This window comes from Streptomyces sp. AHU1 (assembly GCF_045343905.1).
GTDB lineage: Bacteria > Actinomycetota > Actinomycetes > Streptomycetales > Streptomycetaceae > Streptomyces > Streptomyces triticiradicis.
Map to the genome: position 1 here is coordinate 707,309 of NZ_CP174283.1, position 23,761 is coordinate 731,069.

18 protein-coding genes and 1 pseudogene are annotated in these 23,761 nt (G+C 72.1%); 9 read left to right on the forward strand and 10 right to left on the reverse strand.

The genetic code is table 11. From position 1 onward, the window contains the following. Positions 1 to 12: 12 nt before the first annotated feature. Positions 13 to 606, reverse strand: coding sequence for a DUF4240 domain-containing protein (locus tag ACICHK_RS03315; protein WP_406835588.1), 594 nt, complete (start codon positions 604 to 606; stop codon positions 13 to 15). A 276-nt stretch (positions 607 to 882) separates the two neighbouring features. Further along, positions 883 to 3,384 carry a WD40 repeat domain-containing protein gene (locus ACICHK_RS03320; RefSeq protein WP_406835589.1) on the reverse strand — a complete coding sequence of 834 codons (2,502 nt, stop codon included), beginning with the start codon at positions 3,382 to 3,384 and terminating at the stop codon, positions 883 to 885. A 269-nt stretch (positions 3,385 to 3,653) separates the two neighbouring features. Here ACICHK_RS03320 and ACICHK_RS03325 point away from each other — a divergent pair, with 269 nt between their 5' ends. Next, a complete protein-coding gene (locus ACICHK_RS03325; protein WP_151471938.1) occupies positions 3,654 to 4,109 on the forward strand; it encodes an SRPBCC family protein in 456 nt (151 codons plus the stop codon). 134 nt (positions 4,110 to 4,243) lie between these two features. Here ACICHK_RS03325 and ACICHK_RS03330 read toward each other — a convergent pair whose 3' ends face one another. After that, positions 4,244 to 5,164, reverse strand: coding sequence for a phytoene/squalene synthase family protein (locus ACICHK_RS03330; RefSeq protein ID WP_406835590.1), 921 nt, complete (start codon positions 5,162 to 5,164; stop codon positions 4,244 to 4,246). A gap of 195 nt (positions 5,165 to 5,359) precedes the next feature. Continuing rightward, positions 5,360 to 7,288, reverse strand: coding sequence for a lamin tail domain-containing protein (locus tag ACICHK_RS03335; RefSeq protein ID WP_406835591.1), 1,929 nt, complete (start codon positions 7,286 to 7,288; stop codon positions 5,360 to 5,362). 331 nt (positions 7,289 to 7,619) lie between these two features. Between ACICHK_RS03335 and ACICHK_RS03340 the strand changes: the two genes are divergently transcribed. Further along, entirely contained in the window at positions 7,620 to 8,828 is a 1,209-nt protein-coding gene (locus ACICHK_RS03340; protein WP_406835592.1) for a serpin family protein, read from the forward strand. Positions 8,829 to 8,862: 34 nt separating this feature from the next. On the opposite strand, the gene ACICHK_RS03345 is transcribed toward ACICHK_RS03340, so the two are convergent. Together ACICHK_RS03345 and ACICHK_RS03350 are read right to left on the reverse strand one after the other, a co-directional pair. Continuing rightward, on the reverse strand, positions 8,863 to 9,684 hold the full coding sequence (locus tag ACICHK_RS03345; RefSeq protein ID WP_406835593.1) for a tetratricopeptide repeat protein: 822 nt from the start codon (positions 9,682 to 9,684) through the stop codon (positions 8,863 to 8,865). A gap of 115 nt (positions 9,685 to 9,799) precedes the next feature. Then, entirely contained in the window at positions 9,800 to 10,504 is a 705-nt protein-coding gene (locus tag ACICHK_RS03350) for a GntR family transcriptional regulator (protein ID WP_406835594.1), read from the reverse strand. 150 nt (positions 10,505 to 10,654) lie between these two features. On the opposite strand from ACICHK_RS03350, the gene ACICHK_RS03355 reads away from it, so the two are divergent. The 4 genes and pseudogenes from ACICHK_RS03355 to ACICHK_RS03370 all read left to right on the forward strand — a co-directional run bounded on the left by ACICHK_RS03355 (position 10,655) and on the right by ACICHK_RS03370 (position 13,794). Next, a complete protein-coding gene (locus ACICHK_RS03355) occupies positions 10,655 to 11,194 on the forward strand; it encodes a YbhB/YbcL family Raf kinase inhibitor-like protein (RefSeq protein ID WP_406835595.1) in 540 nt (179 codons plus the stop codon). Positions 11,195 to 11,351: 157 nt separating this feature from the next. Continuing rightward, a complete protein-coding gene (locus ACICHK_RS03360) occupies positions 11,352 to 11,702 on the forward strand; it encodes a VOC family protein (RefSeq protein WP_225860730.1) in 351 nt (116 codons plus the stop codon). Positions 11,703 to 11,711: 9 nt separating this feature from the next. Beyond that, positions 11,712 to 12,762, forward strand: a pseudogene (locus ACICHK_RS03365) (helix-turn-helix domain-containing protein). 471 nt (positions 12,763 to 13,233) lie between these two features. Then, a complete protein-coding gene (locus ACICHK_RS03370; RefSeq protein WP_406835596.1) occupies positions 13,234 to 13,794 on the forward strand; it encodes a YceI family protein in 561 nt (186 codons plus the stop codon). A gap of 80 nt (positions 13,795 to 13,874) precedes the next feature. Here the strand turns inward: ACICHK_RS03370 and ACICHK_RS03375 are convergent, their stop codons facing one another. Then, positions 13,875 to 14,048 carry a DUF4386 family protein gene (locus ACICHK_RS03375; protein ID WP_406835597.1) on the reverse strand — a complete coding sequence of 58 codons (174 nt, stop codon included), beginning with the start codon at positions 14,046 to 14,048 and terminating at the stop codon, positions 13,875 to 13,877. A gap of 777 nt (positions 14,049 to 14,825) precedes the next feature. Between ACICHK_RS03375 and ACICHK_RS03380 the strand changes: the two genes are divergently transcribed. Together ACICHK_RS03380 and ACICHK_RS03385 are read left to right on the forward strand one after the other, a co-directional pair. Continuing rightward, positions 14,826 to 16,277: an FG-GAP and VCBS repeat-containing protein gene (locus ACICHK_RS03380; protein WP_406835598.1), complete on the forward strand. Its 1,452-nt coding sequence runs from the start codon at positions 14,826 to 14,828 to the stop codon at positions 16,275 to 16,277. Between the two features lie 117 nt (positions 16,278 to 16,394). Further along, complete coding sequence (locus ACICHK_RS03385; protein WP_406835599.1) at positions 16,395 to 16,763, forward strand: HIT family protein; 369 nt, start codon at positions 16,395 to 16,397, stop codon at positions 16,761 to 16,763. A gap of 14 nt (positions 16,764 to 16,777) precedes the next feature. Here ACICHK_RS03385 and ACICHK_RS03390 read toward each other — a convergent pair whose 3' ends face one another. Further along, entirely contained in the window at positions 16,778 to 17,809 is a 1,032-nt protein-coding gene (locus ACICHK_RS03390; RefSeq protein WP_406835600.1) for a hypothetical protein, read from the reverse strand. A gap of 222 nt (positions 17,810 to 18,031) precedes the next feature. Between ACICHK_RS03390 and ACICHK_RS03395 the strand changes: the two genes are divergently transcribed. Continuing rightward, the gene (locus ACICHK_RS03395) at positions 18,032 to 20,836 is read left to right on the forward strand and encodes an AAA family ATPase (RefSeq protein WP_406835601.1); all 2,805 of its coding nucleotides are present in this window, start codon (positions 18,032 to 18,034) and stop codon (positions 20,834 to 20,836) included. A gap of 24 nt (positions 20,837 to 20,860) precedes the next feature. Here the strand turns inward: ACICHK_RS03395 and ACICHK_RS03400 are convergent, their stop codons facing one another. Then, a complete protein-coding gene (locus ACICHK_RS03400; RefSeq protein ID WP_406835602.1) occupies positions 20,861 to 22,966 on the reverse strand; it encodes a HelD family protein in 2,106 nt (701 codons plus the stop codon). Positions 22,967 to 23,035: 69 nt separating this feature from the next. Next, positions 23,036 to 23,746 carry a GNAT family N-acetyltransferase gene (locus ACICHK_RS03405; RefSeq protein ID WP_406835603.1) on the reverse strand — a complete coding sequence of 237 codons (711 nt, stop codon included), beginning with the start codon at positions 23,744 to 23,746 and terminating at the stop codon, positions 23,036 to 23,038. Positions 23,747 to 23,761 lie beyond the last annotated feature (15 nt).

Sequence of the window (23,761 nt, forward strand, 5' to 3'; positions counted from 1 at the left end):
CAAAGGTGGCTCTCACGCCTCTTCGGGCAACCCTTGGCCCGCGATGTCGCCGAGGCACAGGGCGGCCAGCCGTGGGAGGCGGCTGTGCATCTCGGCCGCGTCGTCGAAGTCGAAATCCTCGCCCATGTCGCCGCTGCCGCGGGCGAGACGGTCGCTCGAGGCCTCGTATTCGGTCCACGCCTCGTAGAAGTCCTCTTCGTCGCCGGTGACGCGCCCGAAGGCGCGGGCGGCCGCGTAGTTGGTCTCCTCGTCGAAGAGCGCCTCGTCGTGGTGCGCCCCGGCCGCGGCGATCACCGCCGGGTGCTCGGCGAGTCGGTCCGGGACGGCCGCCGCCTTCTCGTACCAGTCCCGGCCCTGCGCGATGAGGCCCGCGCGGAAGTCCATGAAACCGTCGTCCGAGCAGCCCCCGCCGATCAGGTAGGCGGCCGCCCACACGTCCCATCGGTACACGGCACCGCTCACCTCGTCGAAGCGCTCCTGATAGCGCAGGATGTCTTCCTTGGTGCGGGTGGCCAACTCGTCGGTCAGCGCTTCGGCGAACGGCTTGTCCGCCGTGGCGGCCGAGCGAGCGGCTTCGATCGTGGTCCAGAACTCAGCGGTCTCCATGCCCGGGAACTGTGCCAGCCGGGTCTGACAACGGCGCCGCAGCCATGAAACGGCTCACGACCAACTGGAACGACGCCCTGACCGTTCGGGGTGTCGGGGGTGTTCGCCCCGTGCTCCGTGTCCCGGGGTCGGGCGTCTCACGGGGCCGGGGGACAGTGCCAACTGGCGGGCTCGGGCGTCCTCGTCGACGAGGACGCCCGCCTCCGGGACCCGCGCCTTCAGGCCGACGCGGTCACGGCGGCATACGCCGCGAAGCGATCCGGCCGTGCGTGTGCGTCAGTGGTTGCGGTCGAGTACGACCACGTCGTCGCCCATGCCGATGACGAGGGCCGGACCGGCCGCCGTCACGCACTGGGCCCGTGTCGGCAGCGCGACCTTCTCCAGGAGCCGGGCCGGAGCGAGGTCCCAGACGTGGACCGTGCCGCTGCCGTCCAAGGTGATGGCGTCCGTACGGTCGTCCCGCGTGGCGCAGGCCACCGCGAGGACTCCTGCCCGGTGTCCGGGGAGGGTGGACCGCAGGGTGCCGTCCGTCAGGTCCCACACCTGTACTGCGGTGTCGTTCGCGCCCACGGTCAGCGCGTGCGGACGGCCGTCCAGGACGGTGCCGGCGAGTGCCCGTATCCAGTGGTGCCCCGTATGGACGGTGGCGGTGACGCGTCGGCCTTTTCCCGTGAGCCTCCACAGCCGCAGTGCGGCGTCATCGCTGCCCGTGAGGAGGTGGGGGCGGCCGTCGACGACGACGGACTCCATGGCCCGCACCGCCGACCGGGTGCGGTCGGTGAGGAGCGGGTGCTCCACGTCCTCGTCCGGATCCCACACGCGTACGGTGCGGTCCTGGTCGGAGGTGACCACGTGGGGACGGCCCTTGACGTCCGCCCACGCCACGGTCTCCACCCGGTGGTCGGGGCCGGGAAGATCCCGAAGTCCGGTCCCCGCGGCGAGGTCCCAGACCCGGGTGACGCCGCAGCAGCCTCCGGCGGCGGCGTGAGGGCTGCCGTCGACCGTCGTGCACGCCAGCGCCTCCACCCGGTGACCGTGGGACAGGGTGCGTCGTTCCGCCCCGTCGGCCAGGTCCCGGACCCGTATCGTGGTGTCGCCTCCGGTGACGACGTGCGGACGTCCGTCGATCTCCACGGCGTCCACGGCCCGCACGGTCCCGGTGTGCCCCTCGCGTGCCGCGGGCAGGACGGCGTCACCCAGGTCCCACACGCGCGGGCTCGCGGAATGGCCGCCGCTCACGGCGTACGGACGCCCCTCGAACTCCGTACAGGCCAGCACGTCCACATAGCCTTGGTGTCCGGTCAGGACGGCGCGCTCCGTGTCCTCGGTCAGGTCCCACACACGTACGGTGCAGTCACCGCCGGCGGTCAGCACGTGGGGACGTCCGCCGAGGTCGACGCAGCTCATGGCGGATATCCACGAGGTGTGCCCGCCCAGCGCGGCGCGCTCCGAGCCGTCGGTCAGGCACCAGACCCGTGCCGCGCGCTCCCCGCCGCTCCCGGTGACGGCGTGGGGAATGCCGTCGATCACCGTGCAGGCCACCGAGTAGACGGCGGACGTGTGACCGGTGAGCACGGCCCGCTCGACGCCGTCCTCCAGGTCCCACAGCCTCACCGTGCTGTCCTGGCCCCCGGTCACGGCCACGGGGCGACCGGCGACCTCGGCGAACGCCACCGCTCGTACCTCTTCGGTGTGGCCGGGCATCCGTGCCCGTTCCGACCCGTCGACCAGGTCCCACAGCCGGACCAGACAGTCCTCCCCCGCGGTGACCGCGTGCGGCCGGCCGTCGATCACCGTGCAGCCCACCGCGCGTATCCAGCCCTTGTGGCCCTTGAGGGCGAACCGCTCGGCCCCGGTCTCCAGATCCCACACCCGTACGCCGCCGGAGCTGGTTCCGGTGACGACATGGGGACGTCCGTCGATCTCGGCGCAGTCCAGTGCGTAGACCCCGTCGTCCTCGGTGATGACGAGGCGTTCGGTACCGTCCACCAGGTCCCAGACGCGGACGGTCGAGTCGTAGCAGCCGGTCACCGCGTGGGGACGCCCGTCGATGACGGTGCACGCGGCGGCGTCCACGCCCAGTCCCGTCCGGGTGAAGCGCAGCGCGGGGTGGACCGTCGTGCCGGTCGCCCAGCGCGGCCGCCACGGGCGGCCGCGGGACAGTTCCCGGGCGAGGCCGGTCTCACCGTGGCGCGCGGCGTCGATGGCGAGGATGTCCCGTCTTTCGGGCAGGCTCGCGGTGGCGTGGACGTGGACGGATGCCCGGTAGATGCTCCGCCGCACCCGCCCCTGGGCGGAGCCGGGGGTGTTGAGCGCGCGGAGCAGCCCCCGCGGGGCTGCGTGCACCAGGTACTCGGCGTCCTCCAGCACCTCGTCCAGGACACCTGCCGCGGCGGCGTGGGCGGCGAGATGGTCGACGATGTACGGCGCGGCGGCCGACCAGTCGCGGTGCCCGCCGTCCCCGTCGAGGGGCACCTCGTCCAGCAACGCGTTCGTGACCGCCTGTTGCGTCCGCCGCTCGCCCGACCGGTCTCCCCGGGCACGCAGCCGGTAGACCGCGCCCGCCGGTGTCCGCGTCTCCACCAGGAGTTCGCCCGCCTGGTCCCGGAACACGCTCACGTCCTGAGTCGTCCACGGGCGACCCGACAGGGCGCGTGCCAGGACCACCCACAGGGCAAGGGGCAGGCCCTCGCCTTCGGCGAACGCCAACGGCCGCAACAGCGCGGCTTCGTCATCGGAGTCCGGCATCAGCCCGTCGGCCCCGTCACAGCTCGCCATCGCCACACGCTCCTCGCAGTCCGTTCACGACTCCGTCCCTCCCCGCCGCGGGTGGTCGGACCAGCAACCCGGCCACGGATGCTACAGACAGCCACTGACAGCACCGGCGGATGCGGCTGCGCCGGTGGTGACGGCTTCGAGCCCTGTCGGCGTTACGCCTCCCCCCGGGGGGGGCGGCTCACCCGTCTGGATGCGCCGGACTGTGCGCGTGGTGCGTTGGCCCGACGCTGGAAGCGAACGCGTGCTGCCTGTCCTCCAGGAGCGTGATCATGGCCCGGAACCGCCGTCTGATCCTGAGCCCGCCGTCCGAGGTCTGGCGTCTGCTGTCCGACGGCCACCGTTACGGGGAGTGGGTGACAGGAACCCAGCAGGTCCTCGCCGCAGACCCGCACTGGCCGGAAGTGGGCGCCCGGCTGAAGGTCCGCGTCGGTGCCGGCCCCCTGACTCTCGACGACACCTGTGTCGTCCGCGTCTGCGAACCGCGACACCGCCTGGAACTGGAGGCGAAGGCGGATCCCTTCGGCGCCGCGCGCATCGCCATGAAGTTGATTCCCTGGGGCGAGCACACCCTCTTCACCCTCGACTGGCACCCTCTCCGGGGACCCGGCACCAGGATGCACGGACTCCCCGTGGACTACATCGTCGCGGTCCGCAACGGCATGATGCTGACGAAGCTGGCCCGCATCGCGGTGCGCGAGCGTGCGCCGTCCGCGACCCGGGTCTGAGAACGGCGTCCGACGGCCGCGCCCCCGCGCAGGCGTACAGAGGCGGGCGCTCGGTCCCGCGGAGCCGGGGAAGCACCGTGCGCCGGTCCGTCCGAACGGACAGACGGCCGGACCGGCTCAGCACGGGCTGATGCCTACCGCATCCGCCGTACGGCCCGGTACTGGCGCAGCAGCACTCCCAGCAGAGCCGGTACGGAAGGACGTGCGCCGCCGTCGACGAGGCCTCCGCCCTTCCGGCCGACCGCACGCAACTGGAGTTCCTGCACCTGCAGCAGGGCGGTGACGAAGGGGCGCGTCCGCGGACGCACCAAGCTCACCAACTGCCCGCTCGCGGACAGTCGCGGACGGGCCAGTTCGACCTGTTCCGCGACCAGTTGACCCAGCCGTGCTCGAACAGCGTCCGTGGGACTGCGCAGAGCCTCCACCGACAGGCCGTGGCGTTCGAGATCCTTGCCCGGGATGCCGACCTGTCCCTGTCCGGCGTCCTCGGCGAGGTCGTCGAGGAAGTCGATGCGCTGCATCGCCTCGATGAGGTCGCGGCAGCACTGCGCGAACATCTCGTCCTCCGTGGTGTCCTCTCGCTCCAACAGGCAGGCCAGGAGCATGAAGCCGGGCAGCGCGTACCCGTCGACATAGGTTTGCAGTTCGTCCTCGGTGTCGAACCCGGCGTAGTCGACCTCGTGTCGCGCTCCTCGCAGGAAGTCCTCCACGTACTGCCGCAGTTGGTCGTGCCGCGTGACCGCGTCCGCGAGCACCCTGAGCGTCGCGTCGCCGGTGGCCGCGCCGCCGAGCGCCGAACGTGTGGCGGACGCCCACGACTCCAGCGCCGCGGCGCGCGCCTCGCGGGTGCCGGTGTCGATGCGGTCGTCCGTCTCGTGCATGAAGGCGACCGCGGCGACGGCCGGTGGGTGCAGGCGTGCCGGAAGCAGGAGCCGGACGGTCAGGAACTCCGCGGGCTTGAAGCGCCGTACGAACCCGAGTTGTCGGCCGTACGCGGTCCGCAGGTCCGGCTCCGTGATACCGGTCTCGCGCAGCGTGCGGGTCCACGTGGGCATGTCGCGTTCCTTGGTCTGCCGGCGGGTCGGGGGGTGTGGAACCCGGCCCGCGCGGCGGTCGTCGCGTGGAGTGTGCTCCTGCAGAGTACGAGTTCTCCCCCGACGACGGAGACGGCATGAAGCTCCTGGCGGTCAGCGGTGGTCATGGTCGTGACCCCGTCCGCCAGGAGCTTCATCGTCGTGCGGTCCGCGGACTCAGCAGGGGAAGGTGCCGCTGTAGACGGCGTGTCCGTAGGAGGAACTTCCGGAGCCGAAGCCGTAGATGCCGTCGTCGGACCAGACCGCCTCACGGAAGCCGCTGACGCACGTCGAGGTCGGCGCGATCGCGAAGCCCTCCAGGTTGTCGGCCGGCATGACGGACGGGTTCGTGTAGGTCACGTCCGGCACGATCGCGCCCGAGGCGTTGACCTTCATGAACGTGTGGGTCTCGCCGCAGGTGTTGTCGCAGGTCGCGATGACGCGCTGGGTTCCGGCGTCGTACGTCACGTCCATCACCGAGGACTTGCCGGTCGCGATGGTGCCGAACGTGGTGAACGTGCCGTCGGAGTTGAGGCCGTAGACGTGCAGCGTGCCGTCCCACTCCAGGCCGGCGAAGAACAGACCCGAACCGTGCAGCGGGTAGTTCGCCGGGTTGTACGCGGCACCGGTGAGCGGGTCGACCCAGCCGTTGGCGGTCAGCCAGCTGTCCGGGACGTGACCGACCCCCTCGAAGCCCAGGTTGGCGTCGTCCTTGCTGCCGGTGTTCAGCTGCGGGAACTGCGAGGTCATGTCCCACTGGTGGACCGGCGTCAGCGTCGTGCCGGTGGCTGTCGGATCGAACTCCATGATCGTGTCCTTGGGCACCGTGTTGTTGGCGTTGTCGCGCTCGGACGTCACGTAGATGTGGCCGTTGCCGCCGACCGTCAGTCCCTCGGAGTCCGGCTGGCCCGAACCGCCCAGGAAGCGGAGCTGCTTGCCGGTCGCGCTCCACGAGGCGTCGGGGACCCACAGCCCGTTGCTCTTGACCAGCTTGTAGAGCCAGTTCTTGTTCTTGGCCGCCCACAGTACCGACGGGTTCGACGGGTCGAAGGCCAGGCCGCTCACGTCACGGCCCTCGGGACCGGTCGACGTGGTGAACGCGCAGACGTTGTCGGCGATGGTGACGTCGAGGCCACCCGGCCACGCCAGGGTGCCCGAGGGGGTGGAACCCGTACCGCTGGGTGCCTCGGGGGCGCAGCCACTGGTGAGCGAGCCGCCACCGCCCAGCAGTTGGCCGGTCGGAGTGCCACCGCCACCCCCACCGCCGCTGCCGGAGCAGGAGTTGGCGCTGCCGAGGGTCGCGGTCGCGGAGGTCTGGAACCAGCCGGTGCCGTCCGCGCAGCGCTCGTCCGACGGCTTGGCGCCATTGGCCGCCCACGTCACCGAGTCGACGGTGTTGCCGCTGCCGTCGAGGAGGAGGACGGAGTCGTTGTCGCCCAGGCCGAGGGTGGAGTTGAACGTGACGCGGCCGCCCGCGGGAATGCTGGTCGCGCTCGGCGAGGAGGACGAGACGGTGACCGCGGAGTGGGTGGTGTCGTTGTCGACGTACTTCCACGAAGCGAGGCTGACGGCGCTCGAACCGCCGTTGTACAGCTCGACGGTGTCCGCGCCGTCGGAGGTGACCTCGTTGATCCGTACCTTGCTCGCCGCGGGGATCGACGACGGACAGCCGGAGGCGTTCGCGGCGCCGAACGTGGCCGCCGTGGTCGTGGTCATCCACGCGCCGGTGCCGTCGCCGCCGCAGCGCGCCATCGCGGGCTTCGCCTTGTCGGTGGCCCAGTCGACGCGGTCGACCACGGTGCCGTCGGCAGCGTAGATCACCAGCTTGTCCGAGTCCCCCAGTCCCTTGGGCGAGTTGAAGGTGACGAAGCCGCCCGCCGCGATCGTGGTGGACGACGGGGTGAACGACTGCTGGGAGAAGCTGTCGTCGGACATCTTCCAGCCGCTGACGCTCACCGAGGCGGAACCGGCGTTGTACAGCTCCACCGTGTCGTTGCCCGACGAGGTGACTTCGTTGATCCGGACGTTCTGGTAGCCGGCCGGGGCCGCGGCGGCCGCGGCCGGCGCGGCGACCAGCCCTGTGAAGAGCAGACTTGAGACCGTCAAGGCCCCGGCGCATACCGAGGCGACGCGCTTACGCGAGTGAGAGAAAGGCACGAGGCCGAACTGTGCTGTCACAGCCTTGACGCAGCGTGCACTCCAGCTGAACACCACCCACTGGCCGAACGAACCCCGTGTGCGCATCACCGCAGGGCCGCCGCCCGGCACCGCGTCCGCCCCGGGATCGCCCGGGAAAACCGCCCGTACCGGCGGCTCTCGCCCGGTCGGCAGCCGTCCGGCTGGAGTTCTCCCAGGGGCCGTGACGTTCAATTCGCTCGCCGGTCGGCGCTTTCGGGTTCTACTCTCGCGATGATCCAGGAGCGATGAAAGGGCGGGCATGGCCAGTAACGGCACAGTCAAGGCCATCAACGGACTGACCACGCGTTGGGCCGCGACCCTGCCCCACGACGACGGCACGGTACTCGCCGCGGCCGGGGTGTGGCCGTTGCTCGGCCTCCTCGCCGACGGTGCCACGGGTCCCGCCCGGCAGGAGCTCTCGGACGCGCTCGGCATCCCGGCGGACGGCGCCGCGACGGCCGCACGGGACCTGCTCTCCGCACTGGGGGCGACACGCGGTCTGAGCGCGGCCCTGGGACTGTGGACCCGCGGCACCCTGCCCGTCGAACCGGCCTGGCTGGACCGGCTGCCCGCCGACGTGCACGGGCAGCTCACCGGCGACCCCGTCAGCGACCAGTCGCACCTCGACGCATGGGCGGCCAAGTGCACCCAAGGACAGGTCGACACGATGCCCGTCACCGTGAGCGACGAGACCCTGCTGGTGCTGGCCAGCGCCCTGACCCTCCGTACCGACTGGATCCGGCCCTTCGCCCAGGACGGATTGAGAGCCGAAACAGGGCCCTGGCGCGACAGGGACCTGGCCGGCCTGTCCCGGACCACCCGTCTCCTGAACCGGGTCGGCGTCGTGGAGACGGCAGCCGGTCCCCTCACCGAACTTCAGATCATCGGTACCCATGGCATCGACGTCCACCTGTACCTCGGAACACCCGAGGCAACCGCGGGCCAGGTGCTGACTGCCGCCGTGGGCGCACTGCACGACCGCCGGGCGGTGGTCTCCGGCGATCACCTCGCCCTCGGCACCCCGGGCCCCGGACTGTCCGTGGCTCGCGTCCCCAGCGTCGACGGCGAACCCGCGCTCCACGTGTCCACCGTGCCGTTCACCGTCAAGGCCCACCACGACCTGCTCGACCACCCCGACCTGTTCGGCCTGCGCGCGGCGGCGGACTCCTCGCGAGGCCACTTCCCCGGCATCAGTGCCGAGCCGCTTGCCGTCCAGGCCGCCGCGCAGTCGATGACGGCCACGTTCGGCGCGCACGGCTTCCGCTCCGCGGCCGTCACCGCCTTCGGCGTGGCGGCCGGCAGCGCCCCGTACCACCCCTTCCGGGCCCGCAGGATCAACGTCAGCTTCGACCGCCCCTTCGGGTTCCTCGCCCTGCACCGCACCTCCCGGCTCGTCCTCAACGCGGGCTGGGTCACCGACCCCGACCCCTTCGAGGAAGACTTCGAGGAGGACTTCTGGGACGAGTGAGCGCTCCCCCACGGAGCGGAGCGGGGGCGCGGAGTCAGTCGACGGGGGGAAGCATCGGGTCGGTGCGCGTGCTCCTCCACTGGCCGAGCAGGCGGCGGGTGGAGGCGGTCGTCGGGTTGTCGGTGCCGAGCGCGCGGTCCATGGCGTCGAGGACGGCGGTCAGTTCGTCGACCGCGGCGGCCTTGTCCGCGGGCGTGGCGCCGGGGCGTTCGTGGCGCAGGATCGTCAGGGAACTGCGCGCGACGAGGGTGATGTCACTGTCGGGGCCGACACTCTCGGTCGCCGTGGCGATGAGGCCGCCGAAGGCCGTCTCGGCCTCGTCGGTGCGGCCGTCCTGGGAGAGCCACTCGGCACGGCAGTAGCGAGCGGCCAGGGTGTCGGGGTGTCCGGGGCCGAGGACCCGGGTGAGGTCCTCGATCAGGTCCGCCACGGCAGCGAGGCGGTCCGGCAGGCCACCGTGTTCACCTCGTACCTGGAGGTTCAGACTGCGGGCGGAGAGGGTGTCGGGGTGATCAGGCCCGAGTACGCGGACGAGGTCCGGCAGCACGTGCTCCAGCCGGTGCACCGCCAGGCCCGCCTGCCCCTGCTGCAGTGCCATTGCCGCCGTCATCGCCCGGGCGCGCAGCACTTCGGGGTGATCCCCACCGAGCCGCCACTGTGCCACGGCGATCGGGAAGGGAACCTCACGGTGCGCGATACGCACGAGTGTGATGATCGCGCCGACGGTCACGCAGAGCTGTAACCAGAGCAGCGTGCCGATCGGCACGAACAGCGCGCCCACCGCGGAGAGCACGAGGCCGCCCAGAGGCCAACGCCACGCCCTGGACAGTCGTCGCACCCGCTTCACATGCCCCATGCGGACATCATGGCGTCCCCGGCGATCAAAAAGGAAGGCCTGAAGTCCCTTGCCCCGGGCTCCCGTTGAGCAGGAAGACGGCGGATGCGAGCCGATCTACCGAGGGCGAGGCGCATCAGGCTTCCTTCGCGGGTTCCCGGCGGGCACATCCGGTCAGTCCGGCCGCGGTCAGGGTGAGGTGCTGGGCCAGTACCTCGGCCGCGGTGTCGGCGTCGCGGACGAGCGCCGCCTCCTCCAGTCGGCGGTGCTCTCCGACGTGGTCCCGGTCGGGGTGGCGGTTCGCCGACCAGCGGCGAGCCAGCTCGCTCGCGGTCCACGTCCGGTCGAAGGTTTCCAGCAGGACGCGGTTGCCGCAGCCTTCCAGCAGGGTGCGGTGGAAGACCCGGTGGGCTTCGGACCATGCGCCGCTGTAGTACTCGCCCTCTTCCGGCACGTACACCGGAGTGCGGGCCAGGCGGTGGTGGGCGGCTCGTACGCGGGCCTCCCAGTCGACGTCGCCGCGCTCGATGGACATGCGCAGCACGACCGGTTCGATGGTCCGGCGGGCCTCCGCGATGTCCTGCCAGCGGCGGTCGGAGACGGCCGGGACGGCGAAGCCGCGGTTGGGCAGCCGGTCGGCGAGGCCCTCACCGACCAACCGCACGAGCGCCTCACGCACGACGGCCAGGCTCACGCCCTGTTCCTTGGCGAGGTCCTGCGGTTTGAGGGCGTCTCCGGGGGCGTGGCGCCCGCCCATGATCGCGTCCCGTAGGTGTGCGTGGACCTGCTCGGAGAGCATCTGCTTCGCCGGCTGGGTCGAGGTGGGGGCCGTCTGCGTCACGACCGTCAGCATAGACGATCCCGAGAATAATCGATTATTATTACTATAGTCGATTCATGGTCGACGAGAGGGCGACGGCGGTGCCTCCGCGCGCCCTCTCGTCGGCCACGTCACCGCCGTCCCGCAGTACGGCCCGAGAGGAACGACGCGATGAGCGCCAACGACCCCTTCGCCCGCCTCCCCGAGGCGGCCTCCTTCACCGTCACCAGCACCACCGTCACCGACGGTGCCGCCTTACCGCCCGAGCAGTTCTCCGGCGTCTTCGGCGTCCCCGGCGGGAAGGACACCTCCCCGCAGCTGTCCTGGAGCGGTGCCCCGGACGGCACCAGGAGCTACGCCGTCACCGTCTACGACCCCGACGCCCCCACCGGGTCCGGGTTCTGGCACTGGGCGGTCGCCGACATCCCCGCCACCGTCACCGGGCTGCCCGAGGGCGCCGGCGACGACACCGGATCGGGCCTGCCCGCAGGCGCCTTCCAGCTGCCCAACGACGCCCGCGCCGCCCGCTTCGTCGGTGCCGCCCCGCCGGCCGGACACGGCCCGCACCGCTACTTCGTCGTGGTGCACGCCCTCGACGTCGAGTCCATCGGCGTCGCGGCCGACGCCACCCCGGCCGCCCTCGGCTTCACCATGGCCGGCCACGTCCTCGGCCGCGCGGTCCTGACCGCCACCGCCGAAACCCCCGCCTGACGAAACCGAGCGCCGAGCCCGGCCGGACGCCGACCCGTCGCGCAGCCGGTGCGGGCCCGGGAGCGGCCCCCGACCACGATCCCGGCCGGGGGCCGCCCCCGGGGCGGCAACCCACAAGGCCCCGGGGCCTCGCGGTGCGCCGGTTACGCTGGCGCACATGTCCGCACTCCGCGCGATGCCGCTGCTCACGGTGAGCGATCTCGATTCCGCGGTGGAAGCCCACATCAGGGTCACCGGAATGGAAGTGATCATGAATCACGGCTGGATCGCCACCCTCGCCCCGCCCACGGACCACTCCGTGCAGGTCAGCCTGATCACCAAGGACCCCACCGGGCCGGTGAACCCGGCGGCCTCCCTGGAGGTGGAGGACCTGGACGCGGCCCTGGCCGGGGCCCGCGCCGCCGGTCTGGAGATCCTGTACGGACCGGCGGACGAGGAGTGGGGCGTACGGCGCTTCTTCTACCGGGACCACGACGGCAACGTCATCAACGTCCTCACCCATCTCTGACCGCCGCGGATGCGGCTCGACGGAGATGTCGGGGACGGCCGAACGCTCGGGACCTTGTTCCGGAGCGAGGACGTGTCGGCGGCCGGCCGGTTCGAGTACCGGCGGGAACCGGTCGGCCGGACACGTTCTCCTCACGAGATCACCAGCGTTCACACCATCGACTTCCGGGCCGAGCACCGGCTGATGGAACTGGGGCCGACGGCAGTACGGCCGTCCTCGTTCCTGCCCGCCCGCTACCGGCGCAGCTCCCGTCAGGTGCGGCGGTCCGACCCCGAGACCTACCACCTCACCCTGCTCCTCGAAGGCAGACTGAGGCTCGACCACGCCGGACGGAACACCGTGTTCGGGCCGGGCGACCTGCACCTGGTCGACAGCTCGCGACCGTACGACCTGAAGCCGGTCGACGACGGGGAGCGTCGGGCCGTCAGTGGAGTGGGGGGTCGACTTCCCCAAGGCGCTCCTGCCCGTACCACCGCACCGGATGCGGGAGTTGCCGGGCCGGGCGTTGTCCGGTCGGGAGGGCGCCGGCGCGCTCCTCGCAGACTTCCTGGTCGGCCTCGGCCGGCAGGCCGAGACGCTCCGGCCGTCCGACGCACCGCGCCTGGGCACGGTCGTACTCGGCCCGGTGTCGGCCCTGTTCGCCCAGGAGCTCGACTCCGAGGACGCCCTGTCACCGGAGGCGCGGCAGCAGGCCGTGGCGGAACGCGTTCGGTCGTTCATCCGGCAGAACCTGCACGACCCGGAGCCGGCTCCTCCCACGATCGCCGCCGCGCACCACATCTCCGTCAGCTACCTCCACCGGATCTTCCAGCAGCGATGCCGGGGTGAGACGGTCGCGGCCTGGATCCGCCGCCAACGGCTGGAGGGCGCCCGCCGTGACCTGGCGGATCCCGCGCTGCGCGGCACGCCGATCCACGCCGTCGCCGCCCGCTGGGGTCTGCCCCGCGCTCCCGACCTCACCCGCGCCTTCCGGACCGCCTGCGGTCTCTCCCCCAGGGAATACCGGCTCAAGGCGCTGTCCGGGCCCACCGGAAAGCCCGAACCGGCGCCCGTCGGCTGAGGGTTGGGACGTTCTTCCGCATCCATCCGCGTCCGGCCGCTTCCTCGGTGCGTCCGTGTGGACGCTGAGCCAAGTCACTGTCGACGCACAGGCAACGACAGCATCCCGGCGCCCCGGCATCCTGGTGTGCGGCCGGGTGCACCCGCCTGCCGTCAGTACTCGGCGGAGGGCGGTGCGCCGCAGCGATACCGGTGCACAGGGGACATCGGTATCGCTGCGGATTCCGCTGTCCGGCGGCGGCGCGCGGACGGGGCAGCGGGATGCCGTCGGTCGCCCAGGGGCACCGGAAGGCCTGCGTTCCCGCCAGGCCCGGGTGGGACGGGGTTCACTCGGAAGGCGGCAGGTTCCACGGGTGTTCCCGGCCGGGGGGGGCCGCGTCGCGCCGTACCGGCGGGCGCGTCCACAGCACGACCGTTACGTTTTGCATGTCCGCTGTGCACCGAACGGCGTGCTGACCCGAGGAGTCCCGCGATGACCGCGTTCCCGACCGATCTGTCCCCGCTGACCGGCCGCTACACCATCGACCCCGCGCACAGCCGTATCGGCTTCGTGGCCCGGCACGCGATGGTCACCAAGGTCCGGGGCGCGTTCACCGAGTTCGAGGGCAGCATGTCCTTCGACGGCGCCGACCCGTCCCGGTCGGGGGGCAAGGTGATCATCCAGGCCGACAGCGTGGACACCCGCAACGCGGATCGCGACAAGCATCTGCGCAGCAACGACTTCCTCAACATGGACGAGTACCCGCAGATCACGTTCGTCTCCACGGCCGTCCACCGCAGCGGCGACAGCAGCTTCGACGTCACCGGGGATCTCACCATCAAGGGCGTCACCAAGTCGGTGACCATCCCCTTCACCTACGAGGGCACCGCCACCGACCCGTTCGGCAACATCCGCGTCGGCCTGGAAGGCTCGCTCACCATCAACCGCAAGGACTACGGCGTCATCTGGAACGCCGCGCTGGAGACCGGCGGTGTCCTGGTGAGCGAGAAGATCCAGCTCGAGTTCGAGATCTCGGCGATCAAGGAGGCCTGAACGGCCGCGGCCCTTCCCTGCTGCGCGGCCCGTGTGCGGCGTGGTTCGAAACCGGCTCGCGGCCGTTCAGGCTTGCTCGGTCATGGCGGCAGCAGCGGGGCTCCGACCGGGCCCATGACGAGGATGGACCGGGGCACCAGCCGGAACCGGTACAGCAGCGTGCCGAACAGCAGCGCGTCGACGCAGGGCATGAAGCACGGGCCGGGCAGGAACGTCCAATCGCGGACGGCCACGAGCGCCTGTCCGGTGGTCACCAGCGGCGCCCGTCGTCGAGCCGGACGACGAACGGGTTGGCCGGTCGAGGACTTCGAGCATCGCTCTGGCGTCCCAGGACCTCTTCGACCAGGCAGTCGACGACGTACAGGTCGTCGCCCGCGAATCCGGCGACGAAGCCCGAGACGTCCTCCCGTCCCCGGTCGTCAGGTTCAGCGCGGCGGCGTCGTTGAGGTGGGCGGCGACCCCGTCGGGGGTGAAGCGGAGGTCGGCGGCGCGCAGTTCGACCAGCTCGCCGCGGGCTCGGGGCCGGGCGAGCGGCAGCGCCGGGTCGGCGCGGGCCCAGATCACCGGGTGCACCCGCGGCGGGAGGTGGCCGAGCAGGAACGTCATGCCCGGACGTCCGGTCCGACTGCGGCAGCGGCAGGACCCCGGCGCCCACGCCAGGTGCAGCCCGCTGCAGGGCGGTGACCACGTAGGTCCAGAAGGACTCGGACCGGCTGTCGCGTGCGTCGAGGGAGAGCCACGCCGCGCTCCGCCGGCCGTCGGCCGCGTGCTGCAGCCACCCACGGCACGGCATGTCGCCCAGGCGTGGGCGCGCCACCACGCCTGGGCGGACCCGAAGCCGGTACAGCTTGGCCTCGATCGGGGGGCTTGCCCTACGGGATCCCGCAATGGCGGTCCGCGGGTACGCCCGCTCCGTCGTCCCCGTCATCGATCGTCCTCGCCGTACAACCATTCGGCCGCCGGCGATGTCGTAGAGCGCGGTCGATCAAGTTCACCGGTCGGTCGCAGCACGTTCTCGACAACGGAGACCCATGCACGCCAGACATACCGCCCTCGCTGTCGCCGTGGCCCTCGCGGCCGTAGTCGGCACACCCGTCCTGATGGCCCCCGCGGCATCGGCGGCCCCCGCCAAACTGTCCGACGACTTCAACGGCGACGGCTACCGCGACCTCGTCATGCTGGGCGGCTCGCACGGCAAGGACGGCCGCGTCACCGTCGTCTACGGCACGTCGTCCGGTCCCGGCACCCGCGTCCAGGTCATCCACCAGGACTCCCCGGGCATCCCGGGCGCGGTGGAGACCGACGACGGGTGGGGATCCGCCGCCACCACGGCCGACCTCGACCGCGACGGCTACGCCGACCTGGTCGTCTCCTCGCCCGGCGAGGATGTCGGCGACGTACAGATGCGCGGCGGGCTGACCGTGGTCTGGGGCGGCGCGAAGGGTCTCGGCCCGGGCACGGTCTTCAACTCGCCGGTTCCCCAGGAGTACGAGGGCTCGGGCGACGCGTTCGGCGAGGACGTGGTGTCCGGCGACTTCGACGGCGACGGGGACCAGGACCTGGCCGTCACCAGCAACAGCCAGGCGGGCGTGGTCCTCCTGAAGGGCCCCTTCACCCGTGCCGGCGGCAAGAGCGGCTGGGAATCCCTGGGCGGCTCCTACGGCTACCTGTGGGCCCCCAACCTGGTTGCCGGCAAGGTCACCGCCGACTCCGCCACCGACCTGTACATCCTCGGCTCCGACCTCCAGCGCAACAGCGACGGCGACCTGCGGGCGTTCTTCCACCGCGGTGGCAGCACCTTCACCCAGAAGGCCGGCGAGGTACGGGTGCCCGACGACCGCGGCCACCAGGGCGGTGACATCCTCTCCGTCGGCGACTTCGACAAGGACGGCTACGGCGACCTCGCCATCGGCCGCGGCTATGAGACGGACGACAGCGAGCGCGGTTACGTCACCGTCCAGTACGGCGGCCCGAGCGGTCCCGACACCGCCCGCAAGCCGGTCAAGTTCACCCAGAACACCACCGGCGTCCCCGGCTCCTCCGAGAACGAGGACTACTTCGGCTCCGCCGTCGCCGCCGGCGACATCAACGGCGACGGCTACGCGGACCTCGCCGTCGGCGCCCGGGGCGAGGACTTCGGCACCATGCGCAACGCCGGCTCGGTCACCGTCCTCTTCGGCCGCGCGGGCGGTCTGTCCGGCACCGGCGCCAAGTCCTACACCCAGGACACCTCCGGCATCACCGGCGCCGCCGAGACCCAGGACCAGTTCGGCTCCAACCTGAAGCTCACCGACTACACCCGCGACGGCCGCGCCGACCTGGTGATCGGCACCAGCGAGCAGCTGGGCTACGAGGACCGCTGGGGCCTCGTCCACCTGCTGAAGGGATCCGCCTCGGGCGTCACGACGACGGGCTCGAAGTCGTACTCCGTGACCTCGCTGAAGCTGTCGTACGCACGACTGGGCGGCCCGTTCGCCCGCTGACCCCCTGATCGCGGTCCGCCGACCGCTGAGGACCGATCCGCAATGCCCCCGCCCACCGGCACCGAGCCCGCGGGTGGGGGCGTCGCATCCGGAGAGACAGTCCTACGATCTCGGTTCATGACGACTCCCGGCTGTTACGCGTGCGGCAAGGAAGCGGAGTTCGACGACCTTCCACCACGTGAATGCGTGGTGCATGACCAGCACTGGCGGGTGGCCCACGCCGTCGACACCGCGGTGCCCGGCCGGCTGGTTCTGCTGCCGCGGCGGCACGTGGCCGCGGTTCACACCCTGACCGATGCCGAGGGCTTCGCGCATGCGCACTTCCGCATCGTTCCGCGCATGGCGGATCTGCCGCCGGAGCATCGCGGGCCGGGCATTTTCGAGCTGCTTCGACGGCCGGCGCGGGAGCGTGTGAAGGCCGACCAGGCAGACCGGACGGCCCGCTCTCTCCGAGCTCGGCCTCATGAGCACCTGAACGCTCGGTGAGCGGACCACGGCAATCAGCAGCCGACATGGAAGTCGACGCTCTTGTCCGCATACCGGATGGAGAGCTGGAATCCTTCGTCGGAACCGGTGTAGGTCCCGTGGACTGCGATGGTCTGCCGTTCCCCGGCCGGGACCGATCCCGAAGGCGGGTCCACGATCACGCCGGAGAGGGCGTCGGAGCCGGAGGCGTCCGCGGTGCCGCCGAGGCCCGCGCTCCACTCGACCGTGCCGTCGGCCGCGAGGACTGTGACAGAGCCGTCGAGTGCGGAGCAGTCAGCGGGGGCGATGCCGGTGGAGCCGGCGTCGGTGAGGGTCGCCCGTGGCGAAGAGTCCGTGGTGCCCGGCGTCGGTGAGGGGGTGTCGGCCGGAGCGGTCAGGTCCACCCGGGAGGCGGGTCCGGGAGCATTCTGGTGGACGACGAGTTGCGCGGTGTACCCGGTCGGCTCGTCGCTCCGCACGGCCCAGACCCTCAGCCTGCAGTCCTGATCGGGCTGTATGACCTTGTGCTCACAGTCGCCGCTCCGGTGCCAGGCAGCCGCGCCCGCACCCTCGAATGTCATCGAGGTGAGCCGCAGGGGTGCGGCACCCGTGCTCGTGATGGTCACTTCCTGTCGGCACTCCTTGCCGAGACAGGACAGTTCGACCGAGGCCGGGGACACCCCGGCGCCCGCGTCCGGATCGATCGTCCCTGGACCGGTGGTGGGGGTGGGGGTGGTGTCGGGCGTGGTGGCCACCTTGGCGCGGTACTTGTCGTACACGGCCCGGACGGTGGTCACGCCGCCCTCGTCGGACGGCCCGTGGGCGATCGCGGTGAGGGACGTGTCCAGCGATGTCTCCAGCGCCGTGACCGAGGCGAAGGGGATGACGAGAGCCACCACGGCCAAAACCAGCTTGGCCGATCGGGCCGCCAGCGCGGTCACCGCCATCACCACACCGGTGCCGGTGAGTCCGGTGAAGGCGGCGAGGTGACCGAAGTGTGCCAGGACCGTGGAAATGACCAGGCCGACTACGGCCTCGGCGAGTTGAGTTCGAATGATGCGCCCCATGGCGGCCCTTCCGAGAATGCGTGATGACGGGAGAACACCCGCCGGCAGCCCCCTTCGTGGCGGTCCGACTCCCGGGAGCCGACGCCGACACGGAAGGCCCCGGCATCGGTGCGCCTACGATGAACCCCGTACGTCGCCCGGGTCGTCAGTACTGGCACTTACCCCCCGTACGTAGAAGCGATGTCGGTCCCTCACGGCCCCGGCTCGCGGGATACTGCCGCCATGGCAGGCGACTTCGTCGGGCGGGCCGACGAGCTCGCGTCCCTGGCCCGGCGGATCGAGGCCGCGGCCGACGGCACCGGATCGGTGGTCCTGCTCGCGGGCCCGGCGGGCATCGGCAAGAGCACGCTCGCGGCCGAGGCGCTGCGCCGCCACGCCGACCCCTCGGGTCATACCGTCGTACGAGGCCACTGTTCCCGGAACGAGGTGGCGCCCCCGTTGTGGCCGTGGCAGCGCGCGCTGCGGCACGCGGGAGTCGATCCGAGGCTGTCTGCGGGGCAGTCGGTGCGGACTTCCTTCGCTCCGGCCGACGCGGCGGAGGCGCGATTTCTGGAACTGGCCCGGATGAGTGAGGCGTTGACCGCGGCGGCCGCCGAACGCCCGCTGTTCATCCTGCTGGAGGACCTGCATTGGGCCGACACCGCCAGCCTCGACCTCCTGAGCCAAGTGGCCAGACAGGGGGACAACCACGGGCTGCTGGTACTGGGGACCGTCCGGGAGCCGGTGCCGGATGAGGCCGCCGGAGCCCTCACGGACCTTCGCCGGTACGGCGCCGACACCCTTCGCCTCACACCGTTCAGCAAGACGGAGGTGGCCCAGTGCCTGGGCGCGCGGGCGCCGGGCGCGACGGAGGCGGTCGAGGAGGCGTACCGGCGCACAGGCGGGCTGCCGCTGCTCGTCGCCACCTTGCGCACGTACGCGAACGAAAACCTCGGCACCGTCGTCAGTGGCCTACTGGCCGGGCTCACCGCCGAGCAGCGAGAGGTCGTACGGGCTGCGGCCGTGCTCGGGGAGCGGCTCGAACCCGGGCTGCTCGCCGCCGTGCTGCCGGAGTCGGACGAGACCGTTGTCGCCGAGGCGCTGACGGCGGCCTGGCACGCAGGTTTCCTCACCGCCGCCGGGACCACGGCGGACACCGGCCGCGCCTACCTCTTCGCCCACGATCTCGTACGGGAAGAGGTGCTGGGCCGGACCGCCCCCGCCGCCACCCGTGCCTTGCACCGGGCGGCCGCAGAGGCACTGGAGCTGGAGCAGGCCTCCGTCGGCGACCCCGCCGAGCCGGCCCGCATCGCCGCGCACTGGCAACGCGCCGGGCGGGAGCCTGCTTTCCGCGCCGCTGCCGCGCGCTGGTCGCGGACCGCTGCGGAACTGGCCCGCGGACAGCACGCGTACGACGACGCCGCCCGGCACCTGGCGCACGCCGCCGCCGCGCTGACCTCGGCGGACCCCGATCGCGCGGCCGTCCTCGTCGAGCTGGCCCGCGCCGAGTACCTCTGCGGACGCTACGACGCCTGCCTGCGCCACTGCGCGGAAGGGGCGACGGCGGCGCGCGAGGCCGGGCGGCCGGAACTGCTCGCCGACATCGCCCTGGTCCTGCAGGGTGTCAGCTTCCCGAAGGCGTCGGAGGCGGTCATCCGGCTGTGCCGGGCCGCGCTCGCGGTCGAGGACCAGCCCGGTGCCGTACGAGCCCGGCTGCTCGCCCAGCTCGCCGCCGCCTCCGCCGATCTCGGTGCGCTCGACACGGCGGTCGGACACGCCCGTGCCGCCTTCGCTCTGGCCAGGTCCACCGGTGATCCGAGAGCCGAACTCGACGCGGCCCGGGCGGTCGAGATGACCCTGGCCCATCCGAACGGCACTCTCGAACGCCTGCGACTGGGCGAGCTGACGGTGACCCGCGCCGAGCGGCTCGGCGACCCCCTCTCCGCGGTGATGGGCCACGAGTGGCGCGTACAGGCCGGATACCTGCTCGGCCGTCTGGATCTGGTGGACCAGGCCGTCCGGGGCATCGGGGACATCGCGGACCGGTGCGGGCTGCCGCTGGCTCGCTGGCACCTGCTGCGTGTGAGCGCCGCGCGGGCTGTGCTGGAGGGGCGCTTCGACGCCGCCCGTCAGCACAACGAGGACGCGTCAGAACTGGCGCTGGCGAGCGGGGACGAGACCGCGATCGCCATGAACCACGTCCTGCGCCTGCAGTTGGCCCTGGTGCGCGGCGACGCCTCGGAGCTGACGGAGGACATCTGGCCCCTCCTCGACCGGGCGCCGCAGCTGCCCCTGCCTCTGTACCAGTCCGTACGGGGCCGGGCGCTGTTCCTCGCGGGACGGCTGGACGAGGCACGGGAGACTTACGCCCGGCTGCGACCGATGCTGCCGCTGCCGACGGTGAATCCGTCCTGGCCCGCGGTGCTGCTGCACATGGTCGACCTGATCGCCCTGGTCGGGGACGCGGAGGGCGCACAACTCGTGTACGACCAGCTCTCGACGATCCGGCCGTACCCGGGTGCCGTCGGTGCGCCCACGGCGTACTTCTCGGGCACGGTCAGCCGCGACCTCGGTCGTCTAGCCGCGATCGCGGGCCGTCCGGCGGAGGCCGAGGAGCTGCTGCGCGAGGCACTGCGGCGCAACCGAGCGCTGGGCGCGCGTCCGGATGTGGCACTGACGTGTCTGGATCTGGCCACCGTGCTGCGCGACCGGGGTGAGCACGGCGCGCGGGACGCGCTGACGGAGGCGGCCGGACTGGCCGGCGAGGCTCTGACGATGGCCGGGCAACTCGGCCAGCCAGGTCCGGCCGCCACCGCGGTGCGTCGGCTCGGTGAGATCGCCGGTCTGCGGGAGGAGACGGATCCCCTCACACGGCGGGAACGCGAGATTGCGGAGTTCGTGGTACGGGCACACACGAACCAGGAGATCGCGGCGCACCTGTTCATCTCCGAGCGCACGGTGGAAACCCACGTCAGCAAGATTCTGCGCAAACGCGGCTGCGCGAACCGGACAGAGCTGGTGGCACGGTGGGGGGCGGACGAGGACTAGTCTCGCGGAGCGTCCATCACGGTTTCATGAGGCGTCGTGCCGCGATGCCGTGTCCACGGCGATCGTGCACAGTCTCTTGGTGGCGCGCGTGAGGGCGACGTACAGGTCACGCCCACCGCTGGGGCGGGCCGTGGCGATCTCCTCCGGGGCGGCGACGACGACCGCGTCGAACTCCAGGCCCCGGGCCTCGGAGGCCGGTACGAGGCGTGCCCACCGGGCGACACCCGCGGATTCCAGCTCCTCGACCCGGTCGTCCGCGCAGATCACGGCGAGCAGTTCACCCGGGTGCGCCGCGGCCTGCGCCCGGAGTTCCTCGGTCACTGTGGTGGCGATCGTGTGCGGTGCCGCGGTGAGCCGACGCGGCGGCTCACCGCGGCGGATCGACCGGCTCGGCGTCTGTCCGGGGGCGATCCGCGACAGCAGGCCGTGGGTGGTCGCCAGGATCTCCTGCGTCGTGCGGTAGCTGACGGTGAGTGTGTGCAGGGCGAACCGGCTGCCGAGGTGGGGGCCCAGCGCCTGGGACCAGTCGTTCGCCACCGTCGCGGCGCCGGCCTGGGCGAAGTCGCCCACCAGCGTCATCGACCTGGCCGGACACCGGCGCATCACCATCCGCCACTGCATGGCGGTCAGCTCCTGGGCCTCGTCGACCACGACGTGCCCGTACGTCTGCTCGGGCGGCCCGTCCACCAGGGCCGACGCCTCGTCCAGCAGGGGCAGATCGGCATCGGTCCACGGGGCCTCAGGAGGTCGGGCCAGCCGGGCGCGCTCGTCGTCGGTGAGCGACGCCAGGTGCCCGGTCGTCGCGCGCGCGTCCACCAGCAGGGTCCGTACGAGCCCTTCGGGCGTCAGCCGTGGCCAGAGGGACTCCACCGCGCGGTCGACGTGGGCGTCGTCCATGAGGTTCGCGCGGACGGCGTCGGCGTCGAACACCTCGGCCGGGTCCGCGGCCGGAGCGTCGTCGAGGCCGAGGGCCCGCAGGTCGGCCGCGGCCGCGGCGTCGAGGTTCATGCCCGTGCTCTCGGCGATCTCGGCGTCGATGCGTTCGAGGGTCTCGACGGCGCCGCGCTCCAGGGCGCCCGTGACCGTGCCGATCAGGTGCTCCTTGAACACCTCCCGGGCGGGGTTGTGCGCCAGGCCGCTCGCCGTCGCGGCCTCCCGCGCCGCGGCGACGTCCACGCTCTCCAGGTGGACCCGCTCCTGCCCGACACGCACCGCGAAACCGCTGCCGGGTGCCTGCCGGGAGCGCACCAGGTCCGCGAGCGCCTCGGCCAACGCGGAACTCCCCTTGAGGCGCGCGACGTCGAACGGCTCCACGGCCGCGGGCAGCACCCCGGCCAGCTCCTCACAGGTGGCCAGGAGCACGTCGTTCTCCCCCAGGGAGGGGAGCACCTGGGACACGTAGTCGAGGAAGCGGGTGTTGGGCCCGAGCACCAGCACGCCCCGGGCGGCGACGCCCGGGAACGCGTACAGCACGTAGGCCGCCCGGTGGAGCGCGACCACGGTCTTGCCCGTACCGGGGCCGCCCTGCACCACCGTGACACCCCGGTGCGGGGACCGGACGATCGTGTCCTGCTCCGCCTGCAGCGTCGCCACCGCCGAACGCATCCGTCCCGTGCGCCGCGCCTCCAGCGCCTCGGTCAGGGGGCCGTCGCCGACGACGTCGTCGGCCGCGGCCGCGGATCCGTCCAGGAGCTCGTCGCTCACCGTACGTACGGCGCGGTCCTCGACGCGAAGATGACGGCGTCGCCGCAGCCCCATCGGGTGGACGGCCGTCGCCTCGTAGAAGGGCCGCGCCGCGTCCGCCCGCCAGTCGACGAGCAGCGGCACGTCGCGGTCGTCCACGTGCAGCCCGACCCGTCCGATGTGCAGGGCGGTTCCGTCCGCACGGTCGATCCGGCCGAACGCCAGCCCCTCCTCGGCTCCCTCCAGCCGGCGAAGACGACGGGCCAGTCGCTCCGCGGCGGCATCGCGCTCGTACACCTCGCCCGCGCTGTCGGCCGGCGACCTCAGCACCTCCGCCAACTGCGCCCGTACGTCCGCCGACCGCTCGTCGAGCAGCCCGTACATGGCGGCCACGTGGACCTGCTCCGCCTCGACCTGTTCTGCGGCACCCTCATGGAACTGCGGCAACAGCGGCCCTTCCCTCGATTCGGCCCCCACTATGCAGCGAGATCTCCTCGAAAGTAAGGCTTGACTTACTTATGCGGCTCGCGTCTCCCTCGAGGAAGTACGGCGAGTCTCGCGCGGCCCGGACGAAACGGCCCGGGCCTCCGTCGCCCCCGTGGTGCGGCAGAGACTGGCGAAGGCCGTGTGGGTGCGCCAGCCGAGGGACTCGTACAGCGCGCGGCCCTGGTCCGTCGCGCCGAGGACGGCGCGGGTGGCGCCCGAGGCCAGAGCCTGCCGCTGGAGCGCCCGCATGACGACGGAGCCGAGGCCGCGCCGCCGGTGGGCCGGGGCGGTGAGGATCTGGTCCGCCACCGCCACCTCGCCCGCCACGCCCATCTGCCCGCGCGCGGCGAGCGCTCCGTCGGGAGCCGCGACCAGCACGCGGACGACGTCGCCCCGGGTCCAGACGCGCAGCGCGTAGTCGGGCGGGAGCGTGCCGGGCGTGACCGGCTCCAACTCGACGGACATCAGGAACGCCGCCTCGTCGAACGCCCACTCCGGTCCGAGCCAGGTACGGACCCGCGCCTCCGGCGCCTCGCACGGCTCCGGCAGGAAGACCTTGAGCCACCACCCCTCCCCCCTCGCCTGCGCGGCGGCCTCGCGCACCCGCGTCTCGTCCGCGTCGACGACCACGTGCCGCGCCACCTGCGCCGGCTGCCCCACGTCGACAGTCCAGCCCCACGGCCGCGCCATGGGGTCGGACGCCCCTCGCGACACCACCCAGCCGGAGACCCAGTCCTCCACGACAGGCGTACATGT

Bases quoted from the DNA above. Each gene is read 5' to 3' on its own strand.
- ACICHK_RS03315 (WP_406835588.1), bottom strand. From the start codon at position 606: ATGGAGACCGCTGAGTTCTGGACCACGATCGAAGCCGCTCGCTCGGCC.
- ACICHK_RS03320 (WP_406835589.1), bottom strand. From the start codon at position 3,384: ATGGCGAGCTGTGACGGGGCCGACGGGCTGATGCCGGACTCCGATGAC.
- ACICHK_RS03325 (WP_151471938.1), top strand. From the start codon at position 3,654: ATGGCCCGGAACCGCCGTCTGATCCTGAGCCCGCCGTCCGAGGTCTGG.
- ACICHK_RS03330 (WP_406835590.1), bottom strand. From the start codon at position 5,164: ATGCCCACGTGGACCCGCACGCTGCGCGAGACCGGTATCACGGAGCCG.
- ACICHK_RS03340 (WP_406835592.1), top strand. From the start codon at position 7,620: ATGGCCAGTAACGGCACAGTCAAGGCCATCAACGGACTGACCACGCGT.
- ACICHK_RS03345 (WP_406835593.1), bottom strand. From the start codon at position 9,684: ATGGGGCATGTGAAGCGGGTGCGACGACTGTCCAGGGCGTGGCGTTGG.
- ACICHK_RS03355 (WP_406835595.1), top strand. From the start codon at position 10,655: ATGAGCGCCAACGACCCCTTCGCCCGCCTCCCCGAGGCGGCCTCCTTC.
- ACICHK_RS03360 (WP_225860730.1), top strand. From the start codon at position 11,352: ATGTCCGCACTCCGCGCGATGCCGCTGCTCACGGTGAGCGATCTCGAT.
- ACICHK_RS03370 (WP_406835596.1), top strand. From the start codon at position 13,234: ATGACCGCGTTCCCGACCGATCTGTCCCCGCTGACCGGCCGCTACACC.
- ACICHK_RS03380 (WP_406835598.1), top strand. From the start codon at position 14,826: ATGCACGCCAGACATACCGCCCTCGCTGTCGCCGTGGCCCTCGCGGCC.
- ACICHK_RS03385 (WP_406835599.1), top strand. From the start codon at position 16,395: ATGACGACTCCCGGCTGTTACGCGTGCGGCAAGGAAGCGGAGTTCGAC.
- ACICHK_RS03390 (WP_406835600.1), bottom strand. From the start codon at position 17,809: ATGGGGCGCATCATTCGAACTCAACTCGCCGAGGCCGTAGTCGGCCTG.
- ACICHK_RS03395 (WP_406835601.1), top strand. From the start codon at position 18,032: ATGGCAGGCGACTTCGTCGGGCGGGCCGACGAGCTCGCGTCCCTGGCC.